This is a genomic window from Erwinia sp. V90_4 (assembly GCF_029967685.1).
In the GTDB taxonomy this organism is placed as follows: domain Bacteria; phylum Pseudomonadota; class Gammaproteobacteria; order Enterobacterales; family Enterobacteriaceae; genus Erwinia; species Erwinia aphidicola.
This window is the reverse complement of sequence record NZ_JASCAQ010000072.1, coordinates 1-24,188: the sequence shown is the minus strand read 5'-3', so window position 1 is coordinate 24,188 and position 24,188 is coordinate 1. Positions and strand designations below refer to the sequence as shown.

The 24,188-nt window shown below is 60.1% G+C and carries 19 protein-coding genes; 4 read left to right on the top strand and 15 right to left on the bottom strand.

What is annotated here, in order from left to right; all coding sequences use genetic code 11:
• Positions 1 to 57: 57 nt before the first annotated feature.
• The 7 genes from QLG07_RS23240 to rppH all read right to left on the bottom strand — a co-directional run bounded on the left by QLG07_RS23240 (position 58) and on the right by rppH (position 6,762).
• A complete protein-coding gene (locus tag QLG07_RS23240; RefSeq protein WP_187497139.1) occupies positions 58 to 369 on the bottom strand; it encodes a prepilin-type N-terminal cleavage/methylation domain-containing protein in 312 nt (103 codons plus the stop codon).
• Complete coding sequence (locus QLG07_RS23235; RefSeq protein ID WP_133622858.1) at positions 356 to 784, bottom strand: DUF2509 family protein; 429 nt, start codon at positions 782 to 784, stop codon at positions 356 to 358. Before QLG07_RS23235 ends, QLG07_RS23240 begins: the two co-directional genes overlap by 14 nt.
• Positions 784 to 1,332 (bottom strand): prepilin peptidase-dependent protein, encoded by a 549-nt coding sequence (locus tag QLG07_RS23230; RefSeq protein WP_133622857.1) that lies wholly within the window; start codon positions 1,330 to 1,332, stop codon positions 784 to 786. The genes QLG07_RS23235 and QLG07_RS23230 overlap by 1 nt, the downstream gene beginning before the upstream one ends.
• A 654-nt stretch (positions 1,333 to 1,986) precedes the next feature.
• Positions 1,987 to 2,781: a thymidylate synthase gene (gene thyA, locus QLG07_RS23225; protein ID WP_048917170.1), complete on the bottom strand. Its 795-nt coding sequence runs from the start codon at positions 2,779 to 2,781 to the stop codon at positions 1,987 to 1,989.
• Positions 2,778 to 3,656, bottom strand: a complete 879-nt coding sequence (gene lgt / locus QLG07_RS23220; protein ID WP_048917171.1) for a prolipoprotein diacylglyceryl transferase — start codon at positions 3,654 to 3,656, stop codon at positions 2,778 to 2,780. The genes thyA and lgt overlap by 4 nt, the downstream gene beginning before the upstream one ends.
• Positions 3,657 to 3,975: 319 nt before the next feature.
• Positions 3,976 to 6,222, bottom strand: coding sequence for a phosphoenolpyruvate--protein phosphotransferase (gene ptsP / locus QLG07_RS23215; protein ID WP_048917172.1), 2,247 nt, complete (start codon positions 6,220 to 6,222; stop codon positions 3,976 to 3,978).
• Positions 6,223 to 6,234: 12 nt separating this feature from the next.
• Positions 6,235 to 6,762, bottom strand: coding sequence for an RNA pyrophosphohydrolase (rppH, locus tag QLG07_RS23210; RefSeq protein WP_048917173.1), 528 nt, complete (start codon positions 6,760 to 6,762; stop codon positions 6,235 to 6,237).
• Positions 6,763 to 7,447: 685 nt separating this feature from the next.
• Here rppH and mutH point away from each other — a divergent pair.
• From mutH to QLG07_RS23190, 4 genes are all read left to right on the top strand, one after another.
• Positions 7,448 to 8,134 carry a DNA mismatch repair endonuclease MutH gene (mutH, locus tag QLG07_RS23205; protein ID WP_048917174.1) on the top strand — a complete coding sequence of 229 codons (687 nt, stop codon included), beginning with the start codon at positions 7,448 to 7,450 and terminating at the stop codon, positions 8,132 to 8,134.
• Between the two features lie 74 nt (positions 8,135 to 8,208).
• Positions 8,209 to 8,919 (top strand): TerC family protein, encoded by a 711-nt coding sequence (locus tag QLG07_RS23200; protein ID WP_048917175.1) that lies wholly within the window; start codon positions 8,209 to 8,211, stop codon positions 8,917 to 8,919.
• Positions 8,920 to 9,070: 151 nt separating this feature from the next.
• Entirely contained in the window at positions 9,071 to 9,286 is a 216-nt protein-coding gene (locus QLG07_RS23195; RefSeq protein WP_048917176.1) for a YgdI/YgdR family lipoprotein, read from the top strand.
• Between the two features lie 205 nt (positions 9,287 to 9,491).
• Complete coding sequence (locus tag QLG07_RS23190; RefSeq protein ID WP_282470243.1) at positions 9,492 to 10,532, top strand: NADP(H)-dependent aldo-keto reductase; 1,041 nt, start codon at positions 9,492 to 9,494, stop codon at positions 10,530 to 10,532.
• Between the two features lie 69 nt (positions 10,533 to 10,601).
• On the opposite strand, the gene QLG07_RS23185 is transcribed toward QLG07_RS23190, so the two are convergent.
• The 8 genes from QLG07_RS23185 to QLG07_RS23150 all read right to left on the bottom strand — a co-directional run.
• Complete coding sequence (locus QLG07_RS23185) at positions 10,602 to 11,432, bottom strand: DJ-1/PfpI family protein (RefSeq protein WP_282470242.1); 831 nt, start codon at positions 11,430 to 11,432, stop codon at positions 10,602 to 10,604.
• Positions 11,433 to 11,577: 145 nt separating this feature from the next.
• A complete protein-coding gene (lplT, locus tag QLG07_RS23180; protein WP_282470241.1) occupies positions 11,578 to 12,783 on the bottom strand; it encodes a lysophospholipid transporter LplT in 1,206 nt (401 codons plus the stop codon).
• On the bottom strand, positions 12,773 to 14,935 hold the full coding sequence (aas, locus tag QLG07_RS23175) for a bifunctional acyl-ACP--phospholipid O-acyltransferase/long-chain-fatty-acid--ACP ligase (RefSeq protein ID WP_282470240.1): 2,163 nt from the start codon (positions 14,933 to 14,935) through the stop codon (positions 12,773 to 12,775). Before aas ends, lplT begins: the two co-directional genes overlap by 11 nt.
• Before the next feature lie 151 nt (positions 14,936 to 15,086).
• Positions 15,087 to 16,484, bottom strand: a complete 1,398-nt coding sequence (locus QLG07_RS23170) for an efflux transporter outer membrane subunit (protein WP_282470239.1) — start codon at positions 16,482 to 16,484, stop codon at positions 15,087 to 15,089.
• Between the two features lie 4 nt (positions 16,485 to 16,488).
• The gene (locus QLG07_RS23165; protein ID WP_282470238.1) at positions 16,489 to 19,587 is read right to left on the bottom strand and encodes an efflux RND transporter permease subunit; all 3,099 of its coding nucleotides are present in this window, start codon (positions 19,585 to 19,587) and stop codon (positions 16,489 to 16,491) included.
• Positions 19,584 to 22,766, bottom strand: coding sequence for an efflux RND transporter permease subunit (locus QLG07_RS23160; RefSeq protein WP_282470237.1), 3,183 nt, complete (start codon positions 22,764 to 22,766; stop codon positions 19,584 to 19,586). Before QLG07_RS23160 ends, QLG07_RS23165 begins: the two co-directional genes overlap by 4 nt.
• Positions 22,763 to 23,995: an MdtA/MuxA family multidrug efflux RND transporter periplasmic adaptor subunit gene (locus QLG07_RS23155; protein WP_282470236.1), complete on the bottom strand. Its 1,233-nt coding sequence runs from the start codon at positions 23,993 to 23,995 to the stop codon at positions 22,763 to 22,765. Before QLG07_RS23155 ends, QLG07_RS23160 begins: the two co-directional genes overlap by 4 nt.
• 4 nt (positions 23,996 to 23,999) lie before the next feature.
• A partial coding sequence (locus tag QLG07_RS23150) for a hypothetical protein (protein ID WP_282470235.1) occupies positions 24,000 to 24,188 on the bottom strand: 189 nt, incomplete at its 5' end.

The following is a 24,188-nucleotide window of genomic DNA, read 5'->3' as shown; positions in this document are numbered from 1 at the left end:
TAATTTGCGCCGACGGCTACTGTAACCCGTTCGGCACGGCTTGAAAAATAGCATCTGTTAACCCCTGTTCGCCGGGCACTGTAGCTGCGTCAGTTCTGCGCTGCGTCCGGCGGGGCCGGTCGCCCGCGCGCTGAGCAGCTGGCACCCTGACGGGCCGCTGCGCGCCTGCAGCGTGGAGCGCCAGCCGGGCATCTGCTGGCCCTCCAGCCTTTGCTGCGCGTTACGCCACGCTTCGCGCTGCTGCCACTGTTGCTGGAACCCCAGCCCGAGCGCCTGCTGATAGTGCATCAGTGCCGTAAAGCTCAGGCTGAACAGCAGCAGTGCAAACAGCGTTTCCACCAGGCTAAACCCCTGCTCATTGGTCAACATCACAGGCTCCTTTCTCTGCCAGCGGGCAGAAATCCAGCCAGCCGTGCGGCAGTGCGCGCACGCCGTTGCCAGCACGCTCTGCAACCCAGCGATACCACGCCAGCGTACCCGGCCCGCTATCAGCCCGCAGCAAGATAGCAGACGGCAGGCGCTGCAGGCAGGCGCGCCAGGCGTACGCGGTGAATTGCTGGCACTGCCAGCCCGCCTCCCTGCCCCAGCGCAGGCGCCCCCCCCACGCCAGCGCCGAGGCTGCCGCAGCCTGCTGCTGCAGATACAGGCGCTGGTCGGCGACCAGGCTAAGCGAGTCACTGAGCTGACGCCGGGTGGCGTTCAGCAACAGCGTGCCCATCAGCAGGATAATGATGACCATCAGCAGTGCGCCGCTACCGCGCTGCCGTTCAATCACTGCGCACATTAAAGATTTTCCGCCGTCAGCCAGTGCTCAACGCGCTGCGTCACGGTGGGTACGCGTTTGGCATAGCCGCCGAGCGTGATTTTTACCTGCCGCTCCGCACGCGCCACCTTAAAATCCCTAATACCAATCAGGCGCGGGTCGTTGAGCCGCTCCCAGCCGCCGCCTTCACAACTGCTGACGCCACGCTGCATCTCCAGGCTGCCCGCCCGCAGCCGGTAGCCATACAGCTCGCTGTCATCGCGCCCGGCCGCTTCCCATTTGCCATTACTGTTTTCATCCCAGCGCAGCAGCAGACAGCTGCCCGCCGACTGCAGGCTGAAGGCGGGGCCATGGCAGTCGCCGTGGCAGTAGCCGGCGCGCCTGATGGCTTTCTCCAGCGTCTGCACGATTTGCAGCAGTTCCTCATTGAGCTGCACCTGCATCATCAGACGCAGGTTCTGCCCCTGCAGCAGCGGCAGGAAGCGGGTTGCGCCGAGCATCAGCACGCTCCCCACCGCCAGCGCAATCAGAGTTTCCAGTAGCGTAAAGCCGTGCGCTTTCATCGACACTCCTCGCTGTCCTGCGCGCAGATGCGCACCCTGCCGCGCGCGGAGACAATAATCCGCCGCTCGCCGGCTTCCCCTGCGATGACGATCCTCCCCGGACGGGCGGCGTTTTTTTGCCATAAAAACCCATCCCGTCGGTCAGCGTCTGTACCACGATCCCCGGGTACGGCGCCCGTAAGTGCAGAGGGCCCGGCGTAGAGCACGGCTGTGCGCCCTCTACCGCACCGAGGCACCAGCCAGCGCCAGGTTTTAGCCACAACAGCCGCGTGCGGTTGTGCCAGTTGGCATCGCTACGCAGCCGCTGCAGCAGGCGCTGGATCTGCAGCGCGCTGTCGTTGAGCTGTTGCCGCTGCTGAAAGCTGTTCCAGCCGTGCCAACCGCCGAGGCTGAGTAAGCTAACAAGGGTCACCACCACCATCATTTCCAGCAGGGTGAATCCGCTAAGGTTATGCGTTTTCATCTGCGGAATTCTGCGCTTCTGGGCAAAAGATACCAGCACGGGAAATGCGTTTTATGCGCTGTTATCCAGAGAGATCAGCGTGTTGCAGCGCGTGTCATTCGGCATGCGAGCAGGCTTCAGGAATGGAAGAAAGTTGCGGACGAAACGGGGGGGGAAAAGTGTGCCTCTCCGCCAACAGCGCGCGGAGAGGCAGCCGATCAGATGGCGACCGGGGCTTTAATGGCCGGATGCGGGTCGTAACCTTCGATCTCGAAGTCATCAAAGCGATAGTCGAAGATAGACTCCGGCTTGCGCTTGATAATCAGCTTCGGCAGGGCGCGCGGTTCGCGCGTCAGCTGCAGGCGCGTCTGCTCCAGGTGGTTGCTGTACAGATGGGTATCGCCACCGGTCCAGACAAAATCACCCACTTCCAGGTCGCACTGCTGGGCCATCATATGCACCAGCAAAGCGTAGCTGGCGATATTGAACGGCAGGCCGAGGAAGATATCGCAGGAGCGCTGATACAGTTGGCAGGAGAGCTTGCCGTCCGCAACGTAGAACTGGAAGAACGCGTGGCACGGGGCCAGCGCCATCTCATCCAGTTCGCCGACGTTCCATGCAGAAACGATGATGCGGCGCGAGTCCGGGTCGCTTTTCAGCTGTTCGACCACCTTGCTCAGCTGGTCGATCTGGCGCCCATCCGCTGCCCCCCAGCTACGCCACTGTTTGCCATAAACCGGCCCGAGATCACCCTTTTCATCGGCCCACTCGTCCCAGATCGACACCTTATTTTCCTTCAGGTAGGCGATGTTGGTGTCACCGTTAAGGAACCACAGCAGCTCATGAATGATAGAGCGCAAATGGCACTTCTTGGTGGTGACCAGCGGAAAACCGTCCTGCAGATTGAAACGCATCTGATGACCAAAAATCGACAGCGTGCCGGTTCCGGTGCGGTCATTTTTGGGCGTGCCCTGCTCGAGCACGTGCTGCATTAACGCCAGATACTGTTTCATTTTTCCTCACGAACCTGTTGCGCAGGGCGACGACGATACGCCCAGATCATCATAATCACGCCAGCCAGAATCATGGGAACAGAGAGGATCTGCCCCATGCTGATGCCGCTGAACAGGCCCAGCTGCTGGTCCGGCTGACGGAAGAACTCAACAATAATACGGAACGCACCGTAGCCAATCAGGAACAGTCCGGAGACCGCGCCCATTGGGCGAGATTTACGAATAAACACGTTGAGGATGATAAACAGTACCACCCCTTCAAGGATCAGTTCGTACAGCTGCGATGGGTGGCGCGGCAGTACCCCGTAGGTCGACAGCAGCGACTGCCATTCCGGGTGAGTGGTGACCAGCGCGATATCTTCACTGCGAGAGCCTGGGAACAGCATTGCCCACGGCAGGTTCGGGTCGACGCGGCCCCACAGTTCGCCGTTGATAAAGTTACCCAGGCGGCCCGCACCGAGGCCAAAGGGGATCAGCGGAGCGATAAAGTCAGACACCTGGAAGAAGTTACGTTTGGTGCGGTGTGCAAACACCAGCATCACCACGATCACGCCAATCAGACCGCCGTGGAATGACATGCCGCCATCCCAGACTTTGAACAGATACAGCGGGTTATCGAGGAACAGTGGCAGGTTGTAGAACAGCACATAGCCGATACGCCCGCCGAGGAATACGCCGAGGAAACCGGCATACAGCAGGTTTTCCACTTCTTCTTTTTTCCAGCCGCTGCCCGGCTGGTTAGCACGGCGCACCGCCAGCCACATCGCGAAAATAAAGCCCACGAGGTACATCAGACCGTACCAGTGCAGAGAGATTGGCCCGACGGAGAAGATCACCGGGTCAAATTGGGGGAAAGCCAGATAGCCGTTATTCATCTTTCACCATTGTTGAAGTCTGTCCAGACAGGCAGCCAATATTGCCAGAGCGTTGCAGGGACGGGCGTACCCCGCCTCTGCATCATTCAGCCTGGGGGCTGCATAAGGCGCGCATCATAGCATAATGCGAATTAGTGCGGCCCCGGCTAACTGTAAACTTTATTAATTGTAGGGTTCAGCAAATCACGTTTTAGGCGTAATTGTTGCAGCCAGTTTGCCCGCGGACAGCGCACAGGAACCGGAGCGTACACGTAGTACGTGAGGATTCCGACCACTGCCCAGGGGCAAAATGGCAAATAAAATAGCCTTAAACGTGATTTTAGCGGCCGCCGCGGATCAGACCGCCCAATCCCCTGCGCTCCATAAAGGCCGCCACCATATGGCGCACATCGCAGGCATGCTGCGCATCCAGGCCACGCTGTGCCAGCGCCTGTGACTCTTCATGGTCGATGTGGCGCAGCAGGTATTTCACCCGCGCCACGTTGCGGCCGTTCATGCTGAGATGGTGATAGCCCATTCCGACCAGCATCACCACGCACATCGGGTCACCGGCCATTTCACCGCACAGGCAGAGTTCAATCCCGGCGCGGCGGGTTTCATCGGCAATGGCTTTGAGGGCTCGCAGCATGGCCGGGTGCAGGCTGTCATACAGGCTCGCGACCCGAGTGTTGTTGCGATCGACCGCCAGCAGATACTGGGTCAGATCGTTGGTGCCAACGGAGACAAAATCGACCCTCTGCTTGAGCTGGTCGATCATAAAGATCATCGACGGCACTTCGATCATAATCCCGATGCGCGGCTGCGGGATGGCATAGCCGAGCATCTCTTCCACTTCACGAGCCGCACGGTCGATCAGGCGGCGCGCTTCGTCGATCTCATCCAGGCTGGTGATCATCGGCAGCAGTATACTGAGGTTGTCGCTGGCGACGTTTGCGCGCAGCATGGCGCGCAGCTGCACCAGGAAGATCTCGGGCTGATCGAGCGTCAGGCGGATGCCGCGCCAGCCCAGGCACGGGTTCTCTTCGCTGATTGGCATATACGGCAGCTGCTTATCGGCACCGATATCCAGCGTTCGCAGCGTCACCGGTTTGTCGAGGAACAGCTGCAGCATGCCCTGATATTGCGCCACCTGCTCTTCCTCAGACGGGAAGCCGCTCTGCAACATAAACGGGATTTCCGTGCGGTACAGGCCAACGCCGTCGACGCGGCTGCCGAGCTTCTGCTCATGCTCCGCGCTGAGGCCCGCATTGAGCATCACCTTCACCGGTTCGCCGCTTTTCAGTGCCCCCGGCAGAAATACATCATCCTCGGCCAGCTGGCTCAGCTCATTTTCCTGGCTGATCAGCTGCTGATATTCCTGCACCAGCACCGGTTCCGGGTCAACCAGCAGCTCGCCGCGATAGCCGTCGACGATCAGCAGGCGCCCTTTCATCAGCTCCGGCTGAATATCTGCGCCCATCACCGTCGGGATGCCCAGCGCCCGCACCATGATCGCTGCGTGCGAGTTGGCCGCGCCGTCGCGCACCACCACGCCCGCCAGACGATCGTGCGGCAGCTCTGCCAGCGTGGTGGCCGTCAGCTCATCGGCCACCAGCACAAAACGCTGCGGCCAGCTGTTGGTGCCCTGCATGGTGTCATCGAGGTGAAACAGCAGACGTTGGCCGAGCACGCGCAGGTCGCCGGAGCGCTCGCGCAGATAGCTGTCCTGCAGGCTGGCGAACTGGGCGGCGAACTTTTCAATCACGGTTTTCACCGCCCACTCCGCCACCGAACCCGCATCGATCTCGGCCAGCAGATCTTTCTTCAGCCGCGCATCGCTCAGCAGGTGCGAGTAGAGATCGAAGATGGCCGCGCTCTCTTTATGCATGCTGGCGGTGAAGCGTTTGCTGTAGCGGCGGAACTCACTGGAGGCTTCGCTGATTGCCATGGCAAGGCGTTCACGCTCGCGCACCGTGTCCAGCGTAGAGGCGGCAGAGACGTTTTCCAGCGAGGGCTGGCTGGAGTCGACCCAGCCTTCCGCCACGGCAACGCCAGGCGCGGCAGCCAGCGCACGAATGCGGGTTTGCCGATACTGCCCAAACAGAGCGTTAAGCTGGGAATGCGAGAGAATGCCCGCCATCTGCGTGGCGAGGGTGACGAGGAACGACTCCTCGCTTTCATCAAACTGGCGGTGCTCGCGCTGCTGAACCACCAGCACGCCAAGGAGCTGGCGGCGGCTGATAATCGGCACGCCAAGGAAGGAGCGGAAACGCTCTTCCTTCACGGAGGGAATATATTTAAAGCTGGGGTGACTCTGCGCATCAGCAAGGTTGATAGGCTCTGCCAGACGACCGACCAGCCCGACGATGCCTTCGTCAAATGCCAGGGCGACCGTGCGCCCACGCGGCTTTTTTAGCCCACGCGTAGCCATCAGGTAGTAGCAGCGGCGATCGTGGTCGGCAAGATAGACCGAGCAGACCTCGGTATCCATCGCCAGACAGATCTCATTAACCAGAATATCCAGCGCCTCGGTAAGCCGGGGCGCTGCCGCCACTTTCTCAACTATTTCGCGCAGCTGTGTGAGCATAATCTACGTGGCTTAACCTCTCTTCCGTCGAAAACCAGGCGTATTCCGCTGAACGGTCGTCTCCTGCAGGGGCATAACCACGCTGGCGAACTCTTTCATCACACGGCGGTAAACATCGCGTTTAAAAGAGACCACCTGGCGAACCGGATACCAGAAACTGACCCAGCGCCAGCCGTCGAACTCCGGCGTGCTGCTGGTCTGCATATTGATATCCGCGTCATTGCACATCAGCTGCAGAAGATACCACTTCTGTTTTTGGCCGATACAAACCGGCTTTGTGTCCCAACGCACCAAACGTTTTGGCAACTTATATCGTAACCAGTTACGGGTAGATGCAAGGATACGAACATCCTTGCGGTTCAAACCGACTTCCTCGAAAAGTTCGCGGTACATCGCCTGCTCCGCCGTCTCGCCAGGGTTAATCCCTCCCTGAGGAAACTGCCAGGAGTGCTGACCATAACGTCTGGCCCACAGCACCTGTCCCTGCCTGTTACAAATTACGATACCAACATTCGGGCGGTAGCCATCATCATCGATCACCGGACTACCTCAAACTAAAACTGGATGTTCTGATTGTTTCATACTCCTTACAGACGGTAAACCACTGCTTTCAGGCGATGTGTGGCGCTGCAGCTGGGATAACTCGTCCTTTAAAGCAAAGTTATAAACAGAAAGCGGGTTAAAAAGGCGATCTTATTCACGTTTTCTGTGGATAGCTTTGTGCAGAACTCTGTTAACAGGTGGGGAAAACTTTATTGTCGGCAAAACTCACCCGCGATTTAACTCAGAATAAACCCATATTAATCATCATCTTTAGAGGTTAGTCACAGCTTTTACCTGGGTTGTCATGCTGCTGTCATCAGCGCAGGATCGCCAGCTGATGAAAGATCGCACACTTAGAACGTTATCCACAGAATATGCCGATTAGTTAGGCTGTATAACGGCTAAAGCGGGTAAAAAACCCTGCGTCAAGGCTGTAAATCGAAACAGTATTATCAAAAAGGGCAAGTTATCCCACTTTTCTGTGGATAACTACCCGGGGGAACCTGTTCATTGTCGGTGACAACCCGGGTAAAACCCCTGGGAGCTGCGATTTTTCCTGCGGGCGAGAGAATAAAAAAACACGATTTATCATGCTATTATTAGCGTTTTCCCCAGCCTGAAATCTTTCTCTGGCTGTGTGTGCAAATGGCGTCTATTTTTTGAACAAAATCCGGAAGTTATTATGACTGGCGATCTTAACCTTATCCCTCCCCCAGAAAATGAAGCCGAACTGATGGCGCGCGCTTCTGCGCTGGCGGGCTATACGCTGGGAGAACTGGCGCTGCGGATTGCGCTGCCGATCCCGCGCGATCTCAAGCGCGATAAGGGCTGGGTGGGGATGCTGCTGGAGCGCTATCTCGGCGCCAGCGCGGGCAGTAAGCCGCAGCAGGACTTCGCGGAGATTGGCGTGGAGCTGAAAACAATTCCCGTAGATGCCGCTGGTCGGCCGCTGGAAACCACCTTTGTCTGCGTGGCGCCGCTGACCGGCAACAGCGGCGTTACCTGGCTTAACAGCCACGTGCGCCACAAGCTGCATCGGGTGCTGTGGGTGCCGGTAGAGGGCGATCGGGCGATCCCGCTTGAGCATCGCCATGTCGGCGCACCGCTGCTGTGGAGCCCGAATGAGGAAGAAGAGCGCCAGCTGCAGCGCGACTGGGAGGAGCTGATGGATATGATCGTGCTGGGCCAGGTGGAGCAGATCACCGCGCGCCACGGCGAAGTGCTGCAGATCCGCCCAAAAGCCGCCAACAGTAAAGCGCTGACGGAAGGCATCGGTCAGCACGGACAGCCGATTATGACCCTGCCGCGCGGCTTCTATTTAAAGAAAAGCTTTACCGCCCCGCTGCTTGCCCGCCATTTCCTGCTCTAAAAGTAGTTCCGCAATAGTCAACCTTGCGTATAATCGCCGTTTAGCTTTCGTTTAAGTTTAAGGGTTCACATTTTATGTTTGAATGGATTGCCGATCCTAATGCCTGGTTAGCGTTGGGTACGCTGACGATCCTCGAAATTGTCCTCGGGATCGATAACATTATTTTCCTCTCTCTGGTCGTCGCCAAACTACCAAAACATCAGCAGAATGCCGCCCGTCGTATTGGCCTGGCCGGCGCAATGCTGATGCGCCTTGGCCTGCTGGCCTCTATTGCCTGGGTTATTCGCCTGACCGATCCGCTGTTCACGCTGATGGACCATGCCTTCTCAGCGCGTGACCTGATCCTGCTGTTCGGCGGGCTGTTCCTGCTGTGGAAGTCGAGCATGGAGATCCACGAAAGTATCGAAGGCGGCGAAGGCGAGCATAAAACCAACGTGCACTCCTTTGCCGGGGCTATCGTACAGATTATGGTGCTGGATATTATCTTCAGCCTCGACTCGGTGATTACCGCCGTAGGCCTGTCCGATCACCTGATTATTATGATGGCTGCCGTCGTGATTGCCGTGCTGGTGATGATGTTTGCCGCCCGCGCAATTGGTGATTTTGTCGATCGTCACCCGTCGGTGAAAATGCTGGCGCTGGCGTTCTTAATCCTCGTTGGCTTCACGCTGATGCTGGAGAGCTTTAACATTCATATTCCTAAAGGCTACATCTATTTCGCCATGTTCTTCTCGATGTCGGTAGAGTGCCTCAATCTGTTACGCAATAAGAAGCAGCCCGCGTAAATCGCCATTATCCCGCAGGTAAACTCTGCGGGATAAGTCAATGGCCTGATGTGCGTCAGCTATACTTTCGGACTCATGCGATTATCGGCACCGGGAAAATAGTTTATTACTGGGCTAAAGTGAGAGAAATGAAAGCGTAACGGAGACGAATATGAAGGTTATTTTTGGCGCAGCGGTGCTGGGCCTGGCAGTTTTAGTCAGCGGTTGCAGCAGTGATTATGTGATGGCAACCAAAGACGGCACGATGATTATGACTGACGGTAAGCCGCAGATTGATAAAGAGACCGGGCTGGTGAAATACACTGATGGCTCTGGCCACGAGAAGCAGATCAACGGTGATGAAGTCTCCTCCATCGTTGAGCGTTAAGTTATGCAATGCCACCTGGCCCTGCGCGGTTAAAGGTGGCTCTCTAGCGCATTTCCCGATAAATCCCCTCTTCCCCCACCAGGCCTGCGCGGTTATAGTCAAAAACCGGGTTTCGGCGCGTCAGCGCTTACCTGAGGCAGAAAGCACTCTGTTGCGGACGAAGCTGATGTCCCTGACCATTTAATAATGAAAAAGGAAGCCGGCAATGCATTATCACCGTATCCCTCACAGCACCCTGGAAGTCAGTTCTCTGGGGTTGGGCACCATGACGTTTGGTGAGCAAAACAGCGAAGCCGACGCCCATGCACAACTGGATTTAGCACTCAGCCGCGGCATCAATCTGATCGATACCGCCGAAATGTACCCGGTGCCACCGCGCCCGGAAACGCAGGGCCTGACCGAGTCTTACATTGGCAGCTGGCTGAAAGCCCGCGGCAACCGCGACAAAGTGGTGCTGGCATCGAAAGTGGCTGGCCCGGTGCGCGGCGCCGATGCGTCAATCCGCCCAAACCAGGCGCTGGACCGCAAAAATATTCGTGCCGCGCTGGACGCCAGCCTGAAGCGTCTGAACACCGATTATCTCGATCTCTATCAGCTGCACTGGCCGCAGCGCCAGACCAACTATTTTGGCAAGCTCAACTATCAGTACAGCGATAACGCCGCGACCGTCACGCTGCTGGAAACCCTGGAAGCACTGACCGAGCAGGTGCGCGCCGGTAAAATTCGTTACATCGGCGTGTCGAATGAAACACCGTGGGGCGTTATGCGCTACCTGCAGCTGGCAGAGAAACACGAGCTGCCGCGTATTGTCAGTATTCAGAACCCCTACAGCCTGCTGAACCGCAGTTTTGAAGTGGGCCTGGCGGAGATCAGCCATCACGAAGGCGTTGAGCTACTGGCCTATTCAAGCCTGGCGTTTGGGGTGCTGAGCGGAAAATATCTTAACGGGGCGAAACCGGCCGGGGCGCGTAATACGCTGTTCAGCCGCTTTACCCGCTACAGCGGCGAGCAGTCCGGTCACGCCGTGGCGGAGTATGTCGCGCTGGCGCAAAAACATGGTCTGGATCCGTCACAGATGGCGCTGGCCTTTGTGCGTCAGCAGCCGTTTGTCGCCAGTACGCTGCTGGGGGCCACCACGCTGGAGCAGTTGAAAATTAATATCGACAGCTACGACGTCACGCTGAATGAGGATGTGATTGAAGGGCTGGAAGCGATTCATCGCCGGTACACTTACCCGGCGCCATAATTCCCCGCTCCTCACTCACCAGGGCCGATCGAAAAAATGATCGGCCCCTGCAGAGCCAGGTCAGCTATTTTAGTATTGCAGGGCGCGTTTAGCGCTCTGCTGCACCCGCTGCTTCCAGTCTGGCGTTGCCCCTTCGACCATCTGCCAGATCATTTTACGGGCCTCTGCCGTCACGTTAGCCGGCGCGGTTTTTGGCGTGCCGCTGTTATAAGGCGGATGCGGATCGTACTGCACCAGCAGCTGTGCAAATTCGGCGCTCTCTCTGCCCATCAGCGTGTCGCTCAGGGTGAGGCCAAAATCGATACCCGCGGTGACGCCGCCGCCGGAAATACGGTTACGGTCAATCACCACCCGCTCATCTAGCGGGATGGCGCCAAACGGCTTGAGATCGTCAATCATCGACCAGTGCGTCGTGGCCTTGTAGCCCTTCATCAGCCCGGCAGCGGCCAGCAGAATCGACCCGGTGCAGACGCTGGTCACCCACTCCGCTTTACTGCCCACTGTGTGCATCCAGTCGAGCATCTTAGTGTCCTGAAGATGGGCGTAAGGATTGCCGGTGCCGGTCACGCACAGAATATCGACCTGCTTCAGCCGATCAAACGTGGTGGTGGGTAAAAACTGCAGAAAGGAGAGCTCAGTACTCAGCGGCTTTAAATCATGCGCGACAAATTCTACGTTCAGATGCGGGTTTCTCAGCACGGTGGCCGGGCCGACCAGATCCAGTGGCGTCATCCCCGGGTACAGCACAAACGCCAGCGTTGGCTTACCCGACTTATCATTCACCGCCAGTGCTGGCTGCGGTTGAGGGGTACTGGCCAACAGCGAGCTGCTGGCTCCGACCCCGATGCCAGAAGCAATCAGCGCCAGGGCCGATTTAGCAATAAATTCCCTTCTTTCCATGTCCGTTTCTCCATAAAGACAGTGGTATTGATGCGTCATGAGTGACGCCGGGTCACTTTAGCGCAGTGAAGGGACCTTCAGAAAGCAGAATGAGTGGGAAGTTGTGCGCTTTAATCGGCAAAACGGGCCTTTCGGCCCGTGACGGTTATACCCGGCGTTTTTGGGCCAGTTGCCAGCCCCAAAGTACCGCAATGGCGAGGGCAAACAGCGCCCCAAAACCGACACCCGTGGCGACCGGCGGTGCGCCCAGCTTGATTGCCAGCGAGTAAAGGCCGAGCATCAGCAGCATCGCGGTGTTCTCACCCAGGTTCTGCACCGCAATCGCATTGCCCGCCCCAACGCTCTCTTTACCGCGCATCTGCAGCAGTGCATTGAGCGGCACCACAAAGAAACCGCCGAGCATGCCGATAATGACCAGCAGCACATAGGCATTGATCGCCTGATGCTGTAGCGAGAAGGCGACAACGGCCACGCCGATCAACACCCCGGCAGGCATACAGCGACCGACCGTTTTCAGCGTCACCAGCTTCGCGGCCGCAATCGCCCCGATAACAATCCCTATCGCCACCATCGCATTCAGCAACGTTGGCGTTTTATTGTCGGTTATCCCCAGCGCCACCGGCACCCACAGCACCAGCAGGAAGCGCAGCGTGACGCCCGCGCCCCAAAACATGCTGGTCCCGACCAGCGAGAAGCGCGTCTGGCCGTCGCGCCACAGCACGCGGCAGGCGCTGAAGAAGCTGGCCGACATCTGTTTCGGATGCCAGGACTGGCCGCCGCGCGCCGCCGCCAGTTTCGGGATCAGCAGGTTGGCCGCTACCGCCAGGCCGTAGGCCAGCACGCAGGCCACCAGCGCCCCGGTCAGATTCCAGTCGGCGAGGAAGCCGCCCGCCACTGAACCCAGCAGGATCGCGGCGATGGTCGAAGACTCCATCAGCCCGTTGGCTTTTACCAGCGTTTCTCCGTCGGTCAGCTCGCCGAGAATGCCGTATTTCGCCGGGGAGTAAGCCGCAGCGCCAATGCCCACCAGGCTGTAGCCGAGGAAGGGATCCAGCCCCACGCAGATGGCCAGCGCCCCCAGCAGCTTCAGCCCGTTGGCGAACATCATCACTCGCCCTTTAGCGAAGCTGTCCGCCAGCTGGCCAACGAACGGCGCGAGGATAATATAGGTGGCGACAAACACCATCTGTAATATCGGCTGGCTCCAGTCCGGATAGACCCGCTGTTTTAGCACCGCAAGGGTGGCAAACAGCAGCGCGTTATCGCCAAATGCTGACAGGAACTGGGCGGCGATTACCGCCATCATGCCTTTCGACATCAGCGGTTTAGCACCAGCAACTTCACTCTTCATGTTGTGCCTCTGGCTTTTCTGCCATTTCGCGCAGGGTGACAAAGTCCGGTTTCCCGCTGCCGAGCAGCGGCAGCTGTTTCAGCACGCGGATATCACGCGGTATCGCCAGCTCCGGGCTGCCCAGCTCGCGGGCGGCGCGGGTCAGCTGTTCACGCGTCAGTTCAGTATCGGTGGTAAACAGCACCAGCGCCTCGCCGCGATTACCGTCCGGCTTGATGGTTGCCGCATGCTGTTTTTCAGCGGACGCTTTCAGCGCGATCAGCTCGACGCTCTCCAGTGAGACCATCTCGCCGGCGATTTTAGCAAAGCGCTTCACGCGCCCCTGTATCTGGCAGAAGCCGCCTTCGTCAAAGCTGACGATATCGCCGGAGTCATACCAGCCCGCTTCCATCTGCCCTTCGCCATTATCCGCCGCCGGCGCTTCCAGCACGCCCGGGCGTTCTACACGCAGGTAACCTTTCATAATGTTCGGGCCGCGCAGCTGGAGCTGGCCGCCATGTTCAATACCCGGAACCGAGATCAGGCGTGAATCCATCCCCGGGAGAATGCGCCCGACCGTGTGGGATTTTGCTGCCATCGGCACATTGATCGCCACCACTGGCGCGCACTCGGTAACGCCATAACCTTCGAGAATACGAATGCCGTACTTCTCCATCCACAGTTCACGCGTGGTATTTTGCAGCTTCTCAGCGCCGGCAACCACGTAGCGCAGGCGGGCGAAATCATACGGGTTGGCAAAGCGCGCGTAGTTGTTAAGGAAGGTCGAGGTGCCGAACAGCACGGTGCAGTTACGGTCATACACCAGTTCAGGCACAATGCGGTAATGCAGCGGGCTGGGGTAGAGAAACACCTGCGCCCCGGTCATCAGCGGGGTAAACAGGCCCACGGTCAGGCCGAAGGCGTGGAACAGCGGCAGCGCGGACATAAAGCGGTCACGCGGGGTAAAGTCCGCCACGGTACGGATCTGCTCAACGTTAGCCAGCAGGCTCTTGTGCGAGTGCACTACGCCTTTCGGATGGCCTTCTGACCCCGAGGTGAACAGCACCATGGCTGCATCCTCCGGCTGCTGCACCACTTCCGCTCTGGACGGCATCAGCAGATGACGCAGCACCCACAGTTTGTCCTGCGTGGTGACGGTATCTTTCAGATCTTCGAGGTAGATCCATTTTACCTGGGTGATGCCTTCCGGCAGGTGCCACAGCTTGCCTTTGTCGAGGAACTGGCGCGAGGTGAAGACGGTTTTTACTTCAGCGGCGGTCAGCGCGCTGGTCAGCCCTTTCACCCCGGCGGTGTAGTTGAGCATCGCCGGAATTCGCCCGCGCATCGATGCGCCCAGGATCGCCGCCGCGGTGACGGTGGCATTGGGCAGCAGCAGGCCGACATATTCGCCCTGGCGGGTGTAGCGCTCCAGAATGCGCCCGACGCCGAGCGCTTTTTTCAGCAGCCCGGTGTAGCTGTCAGGTTTGAAGCTGACGTCTTCAATGCAGGGCTTGAACAGGCCGTAGCGGGTGCGCGCCGCGAGAAATGCCTGATACAGCGTCTCACGCGGGCGCACCGCCATGCGTGCTTCCATCATAATATGCTGCAGATGCTCGCCTGCCAGCTTGCGGCGATCGCGCGCGCGCGGCGCATCCGGCATCGGAATGACGGTAGCGGGCAGCACGGTGAGGGTAATACGCGGGAACAGGCGGCGTTTAAACACCCCGGCCAGGCGGCCAAACGGCGAGAATTCGGCCCCTTCAATACGCATCGGCACCACGGTCGCCTGCGATTTGGCCGCGACGAACGCTGCACCGTCGTAGATTTTCATCAGGGAGCCGGTGACGGTGATACGTCCTTCCGGGAAGATCACCACCGGGCGCCCCTGGGCAACCAGCTTCACCAGATGTTTTAACGCCATCGGCTTCGTCGGGTCGAGCGGCACAAAGTCAATCAGCGAGCGCAGCGCACGCATGTACCACTGTTCGCTGATCGAGGAATATACGGCAAAGACCGGCTTTACCGGCAGAAAGACCGCCAGCAGGATGCCGTCAATAAACGACATATGGTTGGGGGTGATGATCACCTTCTCTTTATATAACCCAGAGAGGTCGCCGTTCAGGCGCGTGCGGAACAGCACCCGCAACAGAAAACGCAGTACGGAAAACAGCATGTCTTGTCCTTTCTCGCTGCAATAAACTGGGTTAACGATGCAGGAAAGGTGCGGACAACTCAATATTTATTAAGGAATTGGTGCGGTGATGACCCGTAGGGGCGAGGCATGCCTCGCCCGCAATAAAACCAGGGTCGGGCATGCCCGACCCCTACGGGATTTTCCAGCCACCGCCGAGCGCCACGATCAGCTTCACGCTGGTGACCCACTGGGTGCTTTGCAGCGTCAGCAGGCTCTGCTGCTGGCTAAGGCTGGTGTTTTCGGTGCTGGCAACGTCGAGATAGTCGATCATCCCGGCCTGATACTGATTATAGGTGACGCGGGCGGACTCCTGCGCCGATGCTGCCGCCCGCTGTTGCGCCTGCATTTCCGCCGCAAAAGTGTGCAGCTCCACCAGATAGTTTTCCACCTCTTCGAAGCCGGACAGCACCGTCTGCCGATAGCTGGCCACGTCAGCGTCATAGGCAGCGCGCGCCTGTTCAACTTTCGCCGAGGTGGCGCCAAAGTCGAGCAGCGTCCCGCTCAACTCCGGCCCCAGCGACCAGACGCGGTTCGGCAGGGAGATCAGGTGGCTAAAGGTCGTGCTGCTGTAGCCGCCGCTGGCGCTGAGCGTCAGGTCGGGATAGTAACCGGCAATCGCCACGCCAATCGCCGCATTGGCGGCGGCCACGGTGCGCTCGGCCTGGGCGATATCCGGGCGGCGCTGCAGCAGATCCGCCGGTAACGCCTGCGGAATAGCGGGCAGCGTGGCCTGCAGCGGCGCCACCGCCAGGCTGAACGCCGCCGGGGTTTTGCCGATCAGCACCGCAATGGCGTGCTCCAGCTGCGCGCGCTGCCAGCTGAGATCGAGCGCCGAGGCGCGCGCGCTCTCCAACTGCGTTTCCGCCTGCGCCAGCGTGCCGCGCGATTCGCTACCCGCCCGGTATTTGTTGTTGATCACCGTCAGGTAGCGCTGATAGGCCTCAACGCTTTTCTGGTACAGGGCGATGCGCTGGTCGAGAATGCGCAGCTGGAAATAGTCCTGTGCCAGCATCGACTGCGCGCTGAGGGTAATGTTGGCAAGCTCCGCCGCACTGGCATCGGCGCTGGCCCGGTTCTCCTCCAGCGTGCGGCGCAGTTTGCCCCAGATATCCAGCTCCCAGGACGCGGACGCCTGCAGCGAATGGCTGTTGCTAATGGATTTGCCTGTTTCACTGCTGCTGGCGGTGCCGCTGCGCGTCGAGCTGCCGCTGCCGGTAACGCTCGGCAACAGATCGCTGCGCGACTCCGAGGCCAGCGCCAGCGCCTGGCGATACTGCGCTTCATACTGCGCCACATTCTGGTTGGAGACCTGCACCTGACGCAGCAGGCCATCGAGCGTGGCGTCGCGATAGACCGCCCACCACGCGCCTTTGCTGGCCTGGTCCTGCGGACTGGCCTGCAGCCAGCCCTGCGCTTCTTTATAGTGCAGCGCGCGCGGCGCACTCGGGCGCTGGTAGTCCGGGCCAACGGCACAGCCACCCATCAGCAGAGCGAGCGCAACGGGCAGGGTTTTCATCATCATTTTCATCGGATTATTCAGCCTGGCGCAGGCGCTGCCACTGGCGTTGAGTGGCGCGACTGACGCGATCAAGATAGAGGTAAACCACCGGGGTGGTGAACAGGGTTAATAGCTGGCTGAGCGCCAGGCCACCGGCAATCGCCAGCCCCAGCGGGCTGCGCAGATCGGCATCGCCGCCGCTGCCGAGCGCCAGCGGCAGCGCGCCGAAGAAAGCGGCCAGCGTGGTCATCATAATCGGGCGGAAACGCATCAGGCAGGCCTGGGTAATCGCCTGCTGCGGGCTCATGCCCTGCTGGCGTTCGGCGGCCAGCGCAAAGTCGATCATCATAATGGCGTTCTTCTTCACAATGCCGATCAGCAGCAGAATACCGATCAGCGCAATCACCGTCAGTTCGGTGCCGGTCAGCAGCATCAGCAGCAGCGCGCCGACCCCGGCGGACGGCAGCGTGGAGAGGATGGTCAGCGGATGGATGTAGCTCTCATACAGCATGCCCAGCACGATATACACCGCCGCCAGCGCTGCCAGAATCAGCCACGGCATAGAGGCGCTCAGCTCGGCAAATGCCTGCGCGGTTCCGGCAAAGCCCGCCTGCACGTTGTCCGGCAGGCCGATTTTCGCCATCGCCGTTTTCACCGCCGCCTGCGCCTGCTCCAGCGATACGCCATCCTGCAGGTTGAAGGCGATGGTGCTGGTGGCCGACTGCCCCTGATGGTTTACCGACAAGGGCGCGTTAGCCCCGCTGAAGCTGGCAAAGGCGGAGAGCGGAATGCGATCGCCGCTGTCGTTAATCACAAACAGCTTATTCAGCGTCTGCGGGTCACGCGTCCATTCACCGCTGAGCGACATCACCACGTGGTACTGATTCAGCGTTTTATACAGCGTGGCGATCTGGCGCTGGCTGAAGGCGTTGTTCAGCATATCGTCAAGCATCTGCACGTTGACGCCGAGGCGAGTGGCGCGATCGCGATCGATGTTGATCATCACCTCCTGCCCGCCGGTCTGCGAATCTGAATCGACGCTGGTCAGCAGCGGGATCGCCTCCAGCGCCGCTTTGACCTTCGGCGTCCAGACGCGCAGCGTGTCGAGATCGTCGGCCTGCAGGCTGTACTGATACGAGGCGTTGGCACTGCGCCCGCCGATATGGATATCCTGCGCCGCCATCAGAAACAGCTGCACCCCGGGCACGCTGCTCATTTTGCCGCTCAGGCGGTTGGCGACTTCGCTGGCGTTGGCGTCACGCTGGTCGAAGTCCTTCAGATGCACGAAGAACATCGCGGTATTGCGCGAACCGAATGCCCCGCTGCCCATCGACGACATCACGCCATCCACCGCCGGATCTTTTTCGATCATTGCGGCAAAGGCTTTCACCTTTGGCTCCATCGCCTGGAAGGAGACATTCTGATCGGCTCGCATCATGCCCATCAGCAGGCCGGTATCCTGATTAGGAAAAAACCCCTTCTGCACCACCGCATAGAGAAACAGGTTGAGCACCACGGTAAGCAGCAGGCTAAACAGCGTCAGGCGCTGGTGGCGCATCACCCACGCCAGCGCCGCCGCATAGCTGGACAGCAGGCGATTAAGGCCGTTTTCTATCCACTGGTAAAGAGGATGTGGCCGCTTTGTCACCTGCGTTTTACGCTTCAGCAGGCGCGAACAGAGCATCGGCGTCAGGCTGAGCGACACCACCATTGAGATAATCAGTGAGCTAGTCAGCGTGACCGCGAACTCGCGGAACAGGCGACCAACAATGCTGCCCATCAGCAGGATCGGGATAAACACCGCAATCAGCGACAGAGTCATCGACAGCACGGTAAAGCTGACCTCCTGCGCGCCTTTAATCGATGCACGTACCGGGCTCAGCCCCTGTTCGATATAGCGGGTGATGTTCTCCAGCACCACGATGGCGTCATCGACCACAAAGCCGGTGGCGATAATCAGCGCCATCAGCGACAGGTTATCCAGGCTATAGCCGAGCAGATACATCACCGCGCAGGTGCCGACCAGCGACACCGGCAATGCCAGCGCCGGGATCGCCAGCGCCCGCACATCGCGCAGGAAAACAAACACCACGCCAATCACCAGCAGCATGGCGATCAGCAGCGTCTCTTCGGTGTCGTACAGCGAGGCGCGCACGTTGGGGCCGCGATCCACCACGATGGTCAGCCTGACGTCGGCGGGCAGCGCTTTCTCAATCAGCGGCAGCTGCGCTTTAATGCCGTCGATGGTCTCCAGCATGTTGGCCCCGGCGGAGCGCGTTACGCCAATGGTCACTGACGGCGAGCCGTTATAGAAACCGGCGCTGTAGTTATCCTCCACCGCGTCATAGACTTTCGCCACGTCGCTTAAGCGAATAGCGCGCCCGTTGCTGTAGCTCACCACCAGGTCACGATACTGCTGCGCCTGCTCCAGCTGGCCGTTACCGTCAACCATCCACGACTGGGTTTTCCCTTCCAGCATTCCCTTAGGCAGATTGGTGGTGCTGTTGGCCACCGCTGCACGCACCGTATCCAGTGAGATACCGGCCTGGCTAAGCCGCTGCGGCTGCAGGTCGATGCGCACGGCGGGCAACGCGCTGCCGCGCAGCGAGACCTCCCCGACCCCATTCACCTGGGCAACCTTCTGTTTGATCTTGCTGTCGGCAAGGTCATACAGCTCGGCGCTGGTGCGGGTGGTGGACGAGAGCGCCATCATCACTATCGGCGCGTCGGACGGGTTGGCTTTCTGGTAGGTCGGCAGCGACGGCATGCTGCTCGGCAGCAGGCTGCGCGAGGCGTTAATCGCCGCCTGCACGTCGCGCGCCGCGCCGTTGATATCGCGGCTCAGCGCAAACTGCAGGATGATATTGGTGGAGCCCTGCGAGCTTTCCGAGGTCATCTCGCTAATGCCGGCAATCTGCCCCAGCGCACGCTCCAGCGGGGTAGCGACGGTGGCCGCCATGGTTTCCGGGCTGGCGCCGGGCAGGCTTGCCGACACCATAATGGTCGGAAAATCCACCGTCGGCAGCGGTGCGACCGGCAGCAGGCGGTAGCCGAGCGCGCCCAGCAGCAGGATCCCCAGCGTCAGCAGCAGCGTGGCAACCGGGCGGAAAATAAACAGGCGCGTGATACTCATTCGCGCCCCCGCGCGGCGCGGCGGTGCAGAGCGCGTCTGGCGCGCTGCGACATGCCGTCGAACCACAGATAGATCACCGGGGTGGAGAACAGCGTCAGCAGCTGGCTGAAGATCAGCCCGCCGACGATCACCAGCCCCAGCGGCTGGCGCAGTTCGGCTCCGGAACCGGAAGCCAGCATCAGCGGCAGCGCCCCAAGCAGCGCGGCCATGGTGGTCATCAGGATCGGCCGAAAGCGCAGCAGGCACGCCTGGTGAATCGCTTCACGCGGGCTGAGGTGCTGCTTATTCTCCGCCTCCAGCGCAAAGTCGATCATCATAATGGCGTTCTTTTTCACGATGCCGATCAGCAGGATCACCCCAATCAGCGCGATCAGGCTGAATTCGGTATCCGCCAGCAGCAGCGTCAGCAGCGCGCCGACCGCCGCCGAGGGCAGCGTCGAGAGAATGGTCACCGGGTGGATAAAGCTCTCGTAGAGAATGCCCAGCACCACATACATGGTGAGCAGCGCGGCGAGGATCAGCCACAGCGTATTGCCGGTGGCGTTCTGGAATGCGGCGCTCTCGCCCTGGTAGCGCAGCGTAATGGATGATGGCTGCGCCAGCGCGGCGCTGACCTCGCTAATCGCCTGCTGCGCCTGCTCCAGCGAGTAGCCCTCATTCAGGTTGAACGACACGTTGACCGCCGGGAACTGATTGAGGCGCATATGGACCAGCGAGCCGGTGCGCAGATGGATGGCGGCCACCGAAGTCAGGCGCACCATGCCGGTGGTCGTCGTGGCGGTCACGCTGCTGGAACTGCTGCTGGTTGATGTAGAGAGGGTAGCGCTGCTGGCGCTGGTCGAACTGCTGCCGGACGGCTGAAGCCAGACATCGTCAAACGACGCCGGGGAGCGCTGGAACCTTGGCGCCACCTCCAGCACCACGCGATACTGATTCGACTGGGTAAAGATGGTCGAAATCAGCCGCTGGCCGAAGGCGTTATACAGCGCGGTATCAACATCGGCGGCGGTAATGCCGTAGCGCGCGGCGGCATCGCGGTTCAGCTCGACCCAGGCCACTTGCCCCTGGTCCTGCAGGTCGCTGACCACGGAACTGAACTCCGGGCGCTGCTGCAGCGCGCTGACCAGCTTCGGCGACCACGTCACCAGGGTTTCGCTATCGGCGTCGTCGAGGCTGAACTGGTAGCGGTCCGGCGTGACCCGATCGTTGACCGTGAGATCCTGTGCCGACTGCATATAGAGCTGAATGCCCGGCACGCTGGCGCTGGCCTGCTGCAGCTGTTTGATCACGGCATCGGCACGCTCGTCACGATCCGCAAAAGATTTAAGGTTGATCTGCATACGGCCGCTGTTGAGGCTGGTGTTACTGCCGTCAATGCCGACGGTAGAGGAGAGGCTTTCAACCGCCGGATTTTTCAGGATCTCCGCTGCCAGCTGCTGCTGACGGCGCGACATCTCCTTAAACGATACATCCTGCGACGCCACGGTAACTCCCTGGATCAGCCCGGTATCCTGCGCCGGGAAGAAGCCTTTTGGGATCGCCACGTACAGCAGCGCGGTAAACACCAGCGTGGCCAGCGCGACACAGAGCGTGAGCCGCTGATGGTTCAGCACGATGGTCAGCAGGCGATCGTAACCGGCCACCAGCTTATCGAAGAACTGCCCGCCCTTGCGGTAAAAGCGCGACTGGCGCTCCTCGGGGATGTGGCGCAGCAGGTAGGCACACAGCATCGGCGTCAGGGTCAGCGACACCAGCATCGAGACGAAGATCGACACCGCCAGGGTGATGGCAAATTCGCGGAACAGCCGCCCGACGACATCCCCCATAAACAGCAGCGGGATCAGCACCGCAATCAGCGAGAAAGTCAGGGAGATAATGGTGAAGCCAATCTGCGCCGAGCCTTTCAGCGCCGCTTCCATCGGGGTTTCGCCCTGTTCAAGACGACGGGAGATATTCTCCACCACCACAATCGCATCGTCGATGACAAAGCCGGTGGCAATGGTCAGCGCCATCAGCGAGAGGTTATTCAGGCTGAAGCCCGCCAGGTACATCACGCCAAAGGTGCCGACCAGCGACAGCGGCACCGCGAGGCTGGGGATCAGCGTCGCCGCCACGTTGCGCAGGAACAGGAAAGTCACCATCACCACCAGGCCAATCGACAGCATCAGCTCAAACTGTACGTCGCCGATCGAGGCGCGAATCGTCTGGGTGCGGTCGGAGAGTATCGTCATTTTCACCCCGTCCGGCAGCGCAGCCTGCAGGGCCGGCAGCTGGGCTTTGATGCTGTCCACCACCGAAATCACGTTGGCACCGGGCTGGCGCTGTACGCTGATAACAATCGCCGGGCTGTTGTTCGCCCATGCCGACTGCCAGGTGTTTTCCGCCGCCTCTTCAATGTGCGCCACGTCGCGCAGGCGCAGCGCCGACCCATTTTTATAAGTGAGGATCAGATTGCCGTACTCGGCGGCGGTGCGCAGCTGGTCGTTGGCGTCGATGGTGACCGAGTGAAACTGGCCGTCGAATCCGCCCTTTGAGCCGTTAACGTTGCTGTTGCTGACCAGGGTGTTAACGTCTTCCAGCGTCAGGCCGTGCGCCGCCAGCGCCTTCGGATCCATCTGCACGCGGATAGCGGGCTGATGCCCGCCCGCCAGCGTGACCATGCCAACGCCGGAGATCTGCGACAGCTTCAGCGCGATACGGGTGTTCACCAGATCCTGCACTTTGGTCAGCGGCAGCGTCTCCGAACTGGCCGCGAGAGCGATCACCGCGCTGTCCGCCGGATTCACCTTTTTATAGGTTGGCGGATTGGGCAGATCGGTCGGCAACAGGCTGTCGGCGGCGTTGATCGCCGCCTGCACTTCCTGCTCCGCGACGTCGAGCGACAGGTCGAGGGAGAACTTCAGCGCAATCACCGAAGAGCCGCTGGAGCTGCTGGAGGACATCTGGCTAAGGCCCGACATCTGCCCGAGCTGGCGTTCCAGCGGCGCGGTGACCGAGGAGGCCATCACGTCCGGGCTGGCGCCGGGATAAAGCGTGGTGACCTGAATCGTCGGATAATCCACCTGCGGCAGCGCCGAGGTCGACAGCATGCGGTAAGCGAAAATCCCGGAGAGCAGCACGGCCACCATCAGCAGGATAGTGGCTACCGGGCGGGCGATAAAAATGCGTGACGGATTCATGGTGCTGTCTTACTGCCGGCCGCGCTCTGCGCCTCTTCGGCAGAGACCACCGAGACTTTGCTGCCGTTGGTCAGGCGATCGATCCCTTCCGTGACGACCTGCTCGCCGGCCGTCACCCCTGCGAGGATCGCCTGCTGGCTGTCACCAAACGCCGGGCCAGTTTTCACCGCCCTGCGCGTCACGCTGTGGTCTTTATTGACCACCCAGACAAAGCTGCCATCGCTGCTGAGCTGCAGTGCCTGAGCCGGGATGACCCTCGCCTGTTTCAGCGTGCCGGTTTGCAGGCGCAGATTGACAAACTGATTGGGATAGAGCGCCTCATCCTGATTGGCAAACAGCGCTTTTAGCTCCACGCTACCGGTACTGGTATCGATCTGGTTGCTGATAAACTGCACCTCCCCGTGCCCCAGCTCGCTGCTGCCCTGCTGGTCAAACGCGGTGGCGGGCAGGCTCTGGTCGTGGTGCAGCGCTTTAAGCAACGACGGGATATGGCTTTGCGGCACGCTAAAGGTCACCGCGGCAGGCTGGGTCTGGGTAATGGTGACTAACCCGGTAGTGGAGCTGCTCTGCACCATGTTACCGGCATCGACCAACCGCAGGCCGACGCGCCCGCCGATTGGGGCGGTGATGCGCGCATACTCAATGTTAAGCTTTGCCGCATCAATCTGTGCCAGATCGGCTTTCACCGCCCCGCTGTACTGGCCGACGGTGGCCGTTTGCGTGTCGAGATCCTGGCGCGCCAGCGAGTCCTGGGCAAACAGTTTCTGGTAGCGCGCCAGCGTCAGCTGGGCACTTTTCAGCAGCGCCTGATTCTGGTTAAGGTCGCCCTGATACTGCGCCAGCGTCGCCTGGTAGCTGCGCGGATCAATCTGCGCCAGCAGCTGCCCGGCGCTGACTTTCTGCCCCTCTTTGAAGTAAACGTGCGTCAGCTGCCCGTCAACGCGGCTGGTCACGGTGACCGTGGCGTTGGGGATGACAGTGCCAAGCGCCGTCAGATAGATGGGCACATCAGCCTGCGTAACCTCGCCGGTGTGCACCGGCGTCGTCATCCCCGCCATCATCGGGCCTGCACTACCGGGCCCGCCCGGCCCTTTCATGCCGCCATGCGCGCCCGCTGCGGAATGAGCAGGCCAGAAGCGCCAGACCAGGCCTGCGACAAGCAATAGCAAAATAACGCAGAGGATGATATTACGCCGGGAGTGCGGCTTTTTCGGGCGGTTCGCGGTCATGAGGTTACGTTCTTTCAGATGCAGCAAAGTGATAAATGCGCCGGAATTTCCAGCGCGATAAGAATGCAATGCGGGTCAGACCTGTTCCGAACCCTACGCAACCTTGTACAACCACATTCTGACGGGCCAGGCATGCCATGGCCCCTACGGATATCTGATGCGGGCCTGGCATGCCGTGGCCCCTACGGATATC

Excerpts from the sequence above, each read along its gene's own strand:
- QLG07_RS23240 (WP_187497139.1), bottom strand. The coding sequence starts at position 369 with ATGTTGACCAATGAGCAGGGGTTTAGCCTGGTGGAAACGCTGTTTGCA.
- QLG07_RS23195 (WP_048917176.1), top strand. The coding sequence starts at position 9,071 with ATGAAGGTTATTTTTGGCGCAGCGGTGCTGGGCCTGGCAGTTTTAGTC.
- ptsP (WP_048917172.1), bottom strand. The coding sequence starts at position 6,222 with ATGCTCACACAGCTGCGCGAAATAGTTGAGAAAGTGGCGGCAGCGCCC.
- QLG07_RS23235 (WP_133622858.1), bottom strand. The coding sequence starts at position 784 with ATGTGCGCAGTGATTGAACGGCAGCGCGGTAGCGGCGCACTGCTGATG.
- QLG07_RS23190 (WP_282470243.1), top strand. The coding sequence starts at position 9,492 with ATGCATTATCACCGTATCCCTCACAGCACCCTGGAAGTCAGTTCTCTG.
- lplT (WP_282470241.1), bottom strand. The coding sequence starts at position 12,783 with ATGAAGAGTGAAGTTGCTGGTGCTAAACCGCTGATGTCGAAAGGCATG.
- QLG07_RS23185 (WP_282470242.1), bottom strand. The coding sequence starts at position 11,432 with ATGGAAAGAAGGGAATTTATTGCTAAATCGGCCCTGGCGCTGATTGCT.
- lgt (WP_048917171.1), bottom strand. The coding sequence starts at position 3,656 with ATGAATAACGGCTATCTGGCTTTCCCCCAATTTGACCCGGTGATCTTC.
- QLG07_RS23170 (WP_282470239.1), bottom strand. The coding sequence starts at position 16,484 with ATGAAAATGATGATGAAAACCCTGCCCGTTGCGCTCGCTCTGCTGATG.
- thyA (WP_048917170.1), bottom strand. The coding sequence starts at position 2,781 with ATGAAACAGTATCTGGCGTTAATGCAGCACGTGCTCGAGCAGGGCACG.
- mutH (WP_048917174.1), top strand. The coding sequence starts at position 7,448 with ATGACTGGCGATCTTAACCTTATCCCTCCCCCAGAAAATGAAGCCGAA.
- aas (WP_282470240.1), bottom strand. The coding sequence starts at position 14,935 with ATGCTGTTTTCCGTACTGCGTTTTCTGTTGCGGGTGCTGTTCCGCACG.
- QLG07_RS23200 (WP_048917175.1), top strand. The coding sequence starts at position 8,209 with ATGTTTGAATGGATTGCCGATCCTAATGCCTGGTTAGCGTTGGGTACG.
- QLG07_RS23160 (WP_282470237.1), bottom strand. The coding sequence starts at position 22,766 with ATGAATCCGTCACGCATTTTTATCGCCCGCCCGGTAGCCACTATCCTG.
- QLG07_RS23165 (WP_282470238.1), bottom strand. The coding sequence starts at position 19,587 with ATGAGTATCACGCGCCTGTTTATTTTCCGCCCGGTTGCCACGCTGCTG.
- QLG07_RS23155 (WP_282470236.1), bottom strand. The coding sequence starts at position 23,995 with ATGACCGCGAACCGCCCGAAAAAGCCGCACTCCCGGCGTAATATCATC.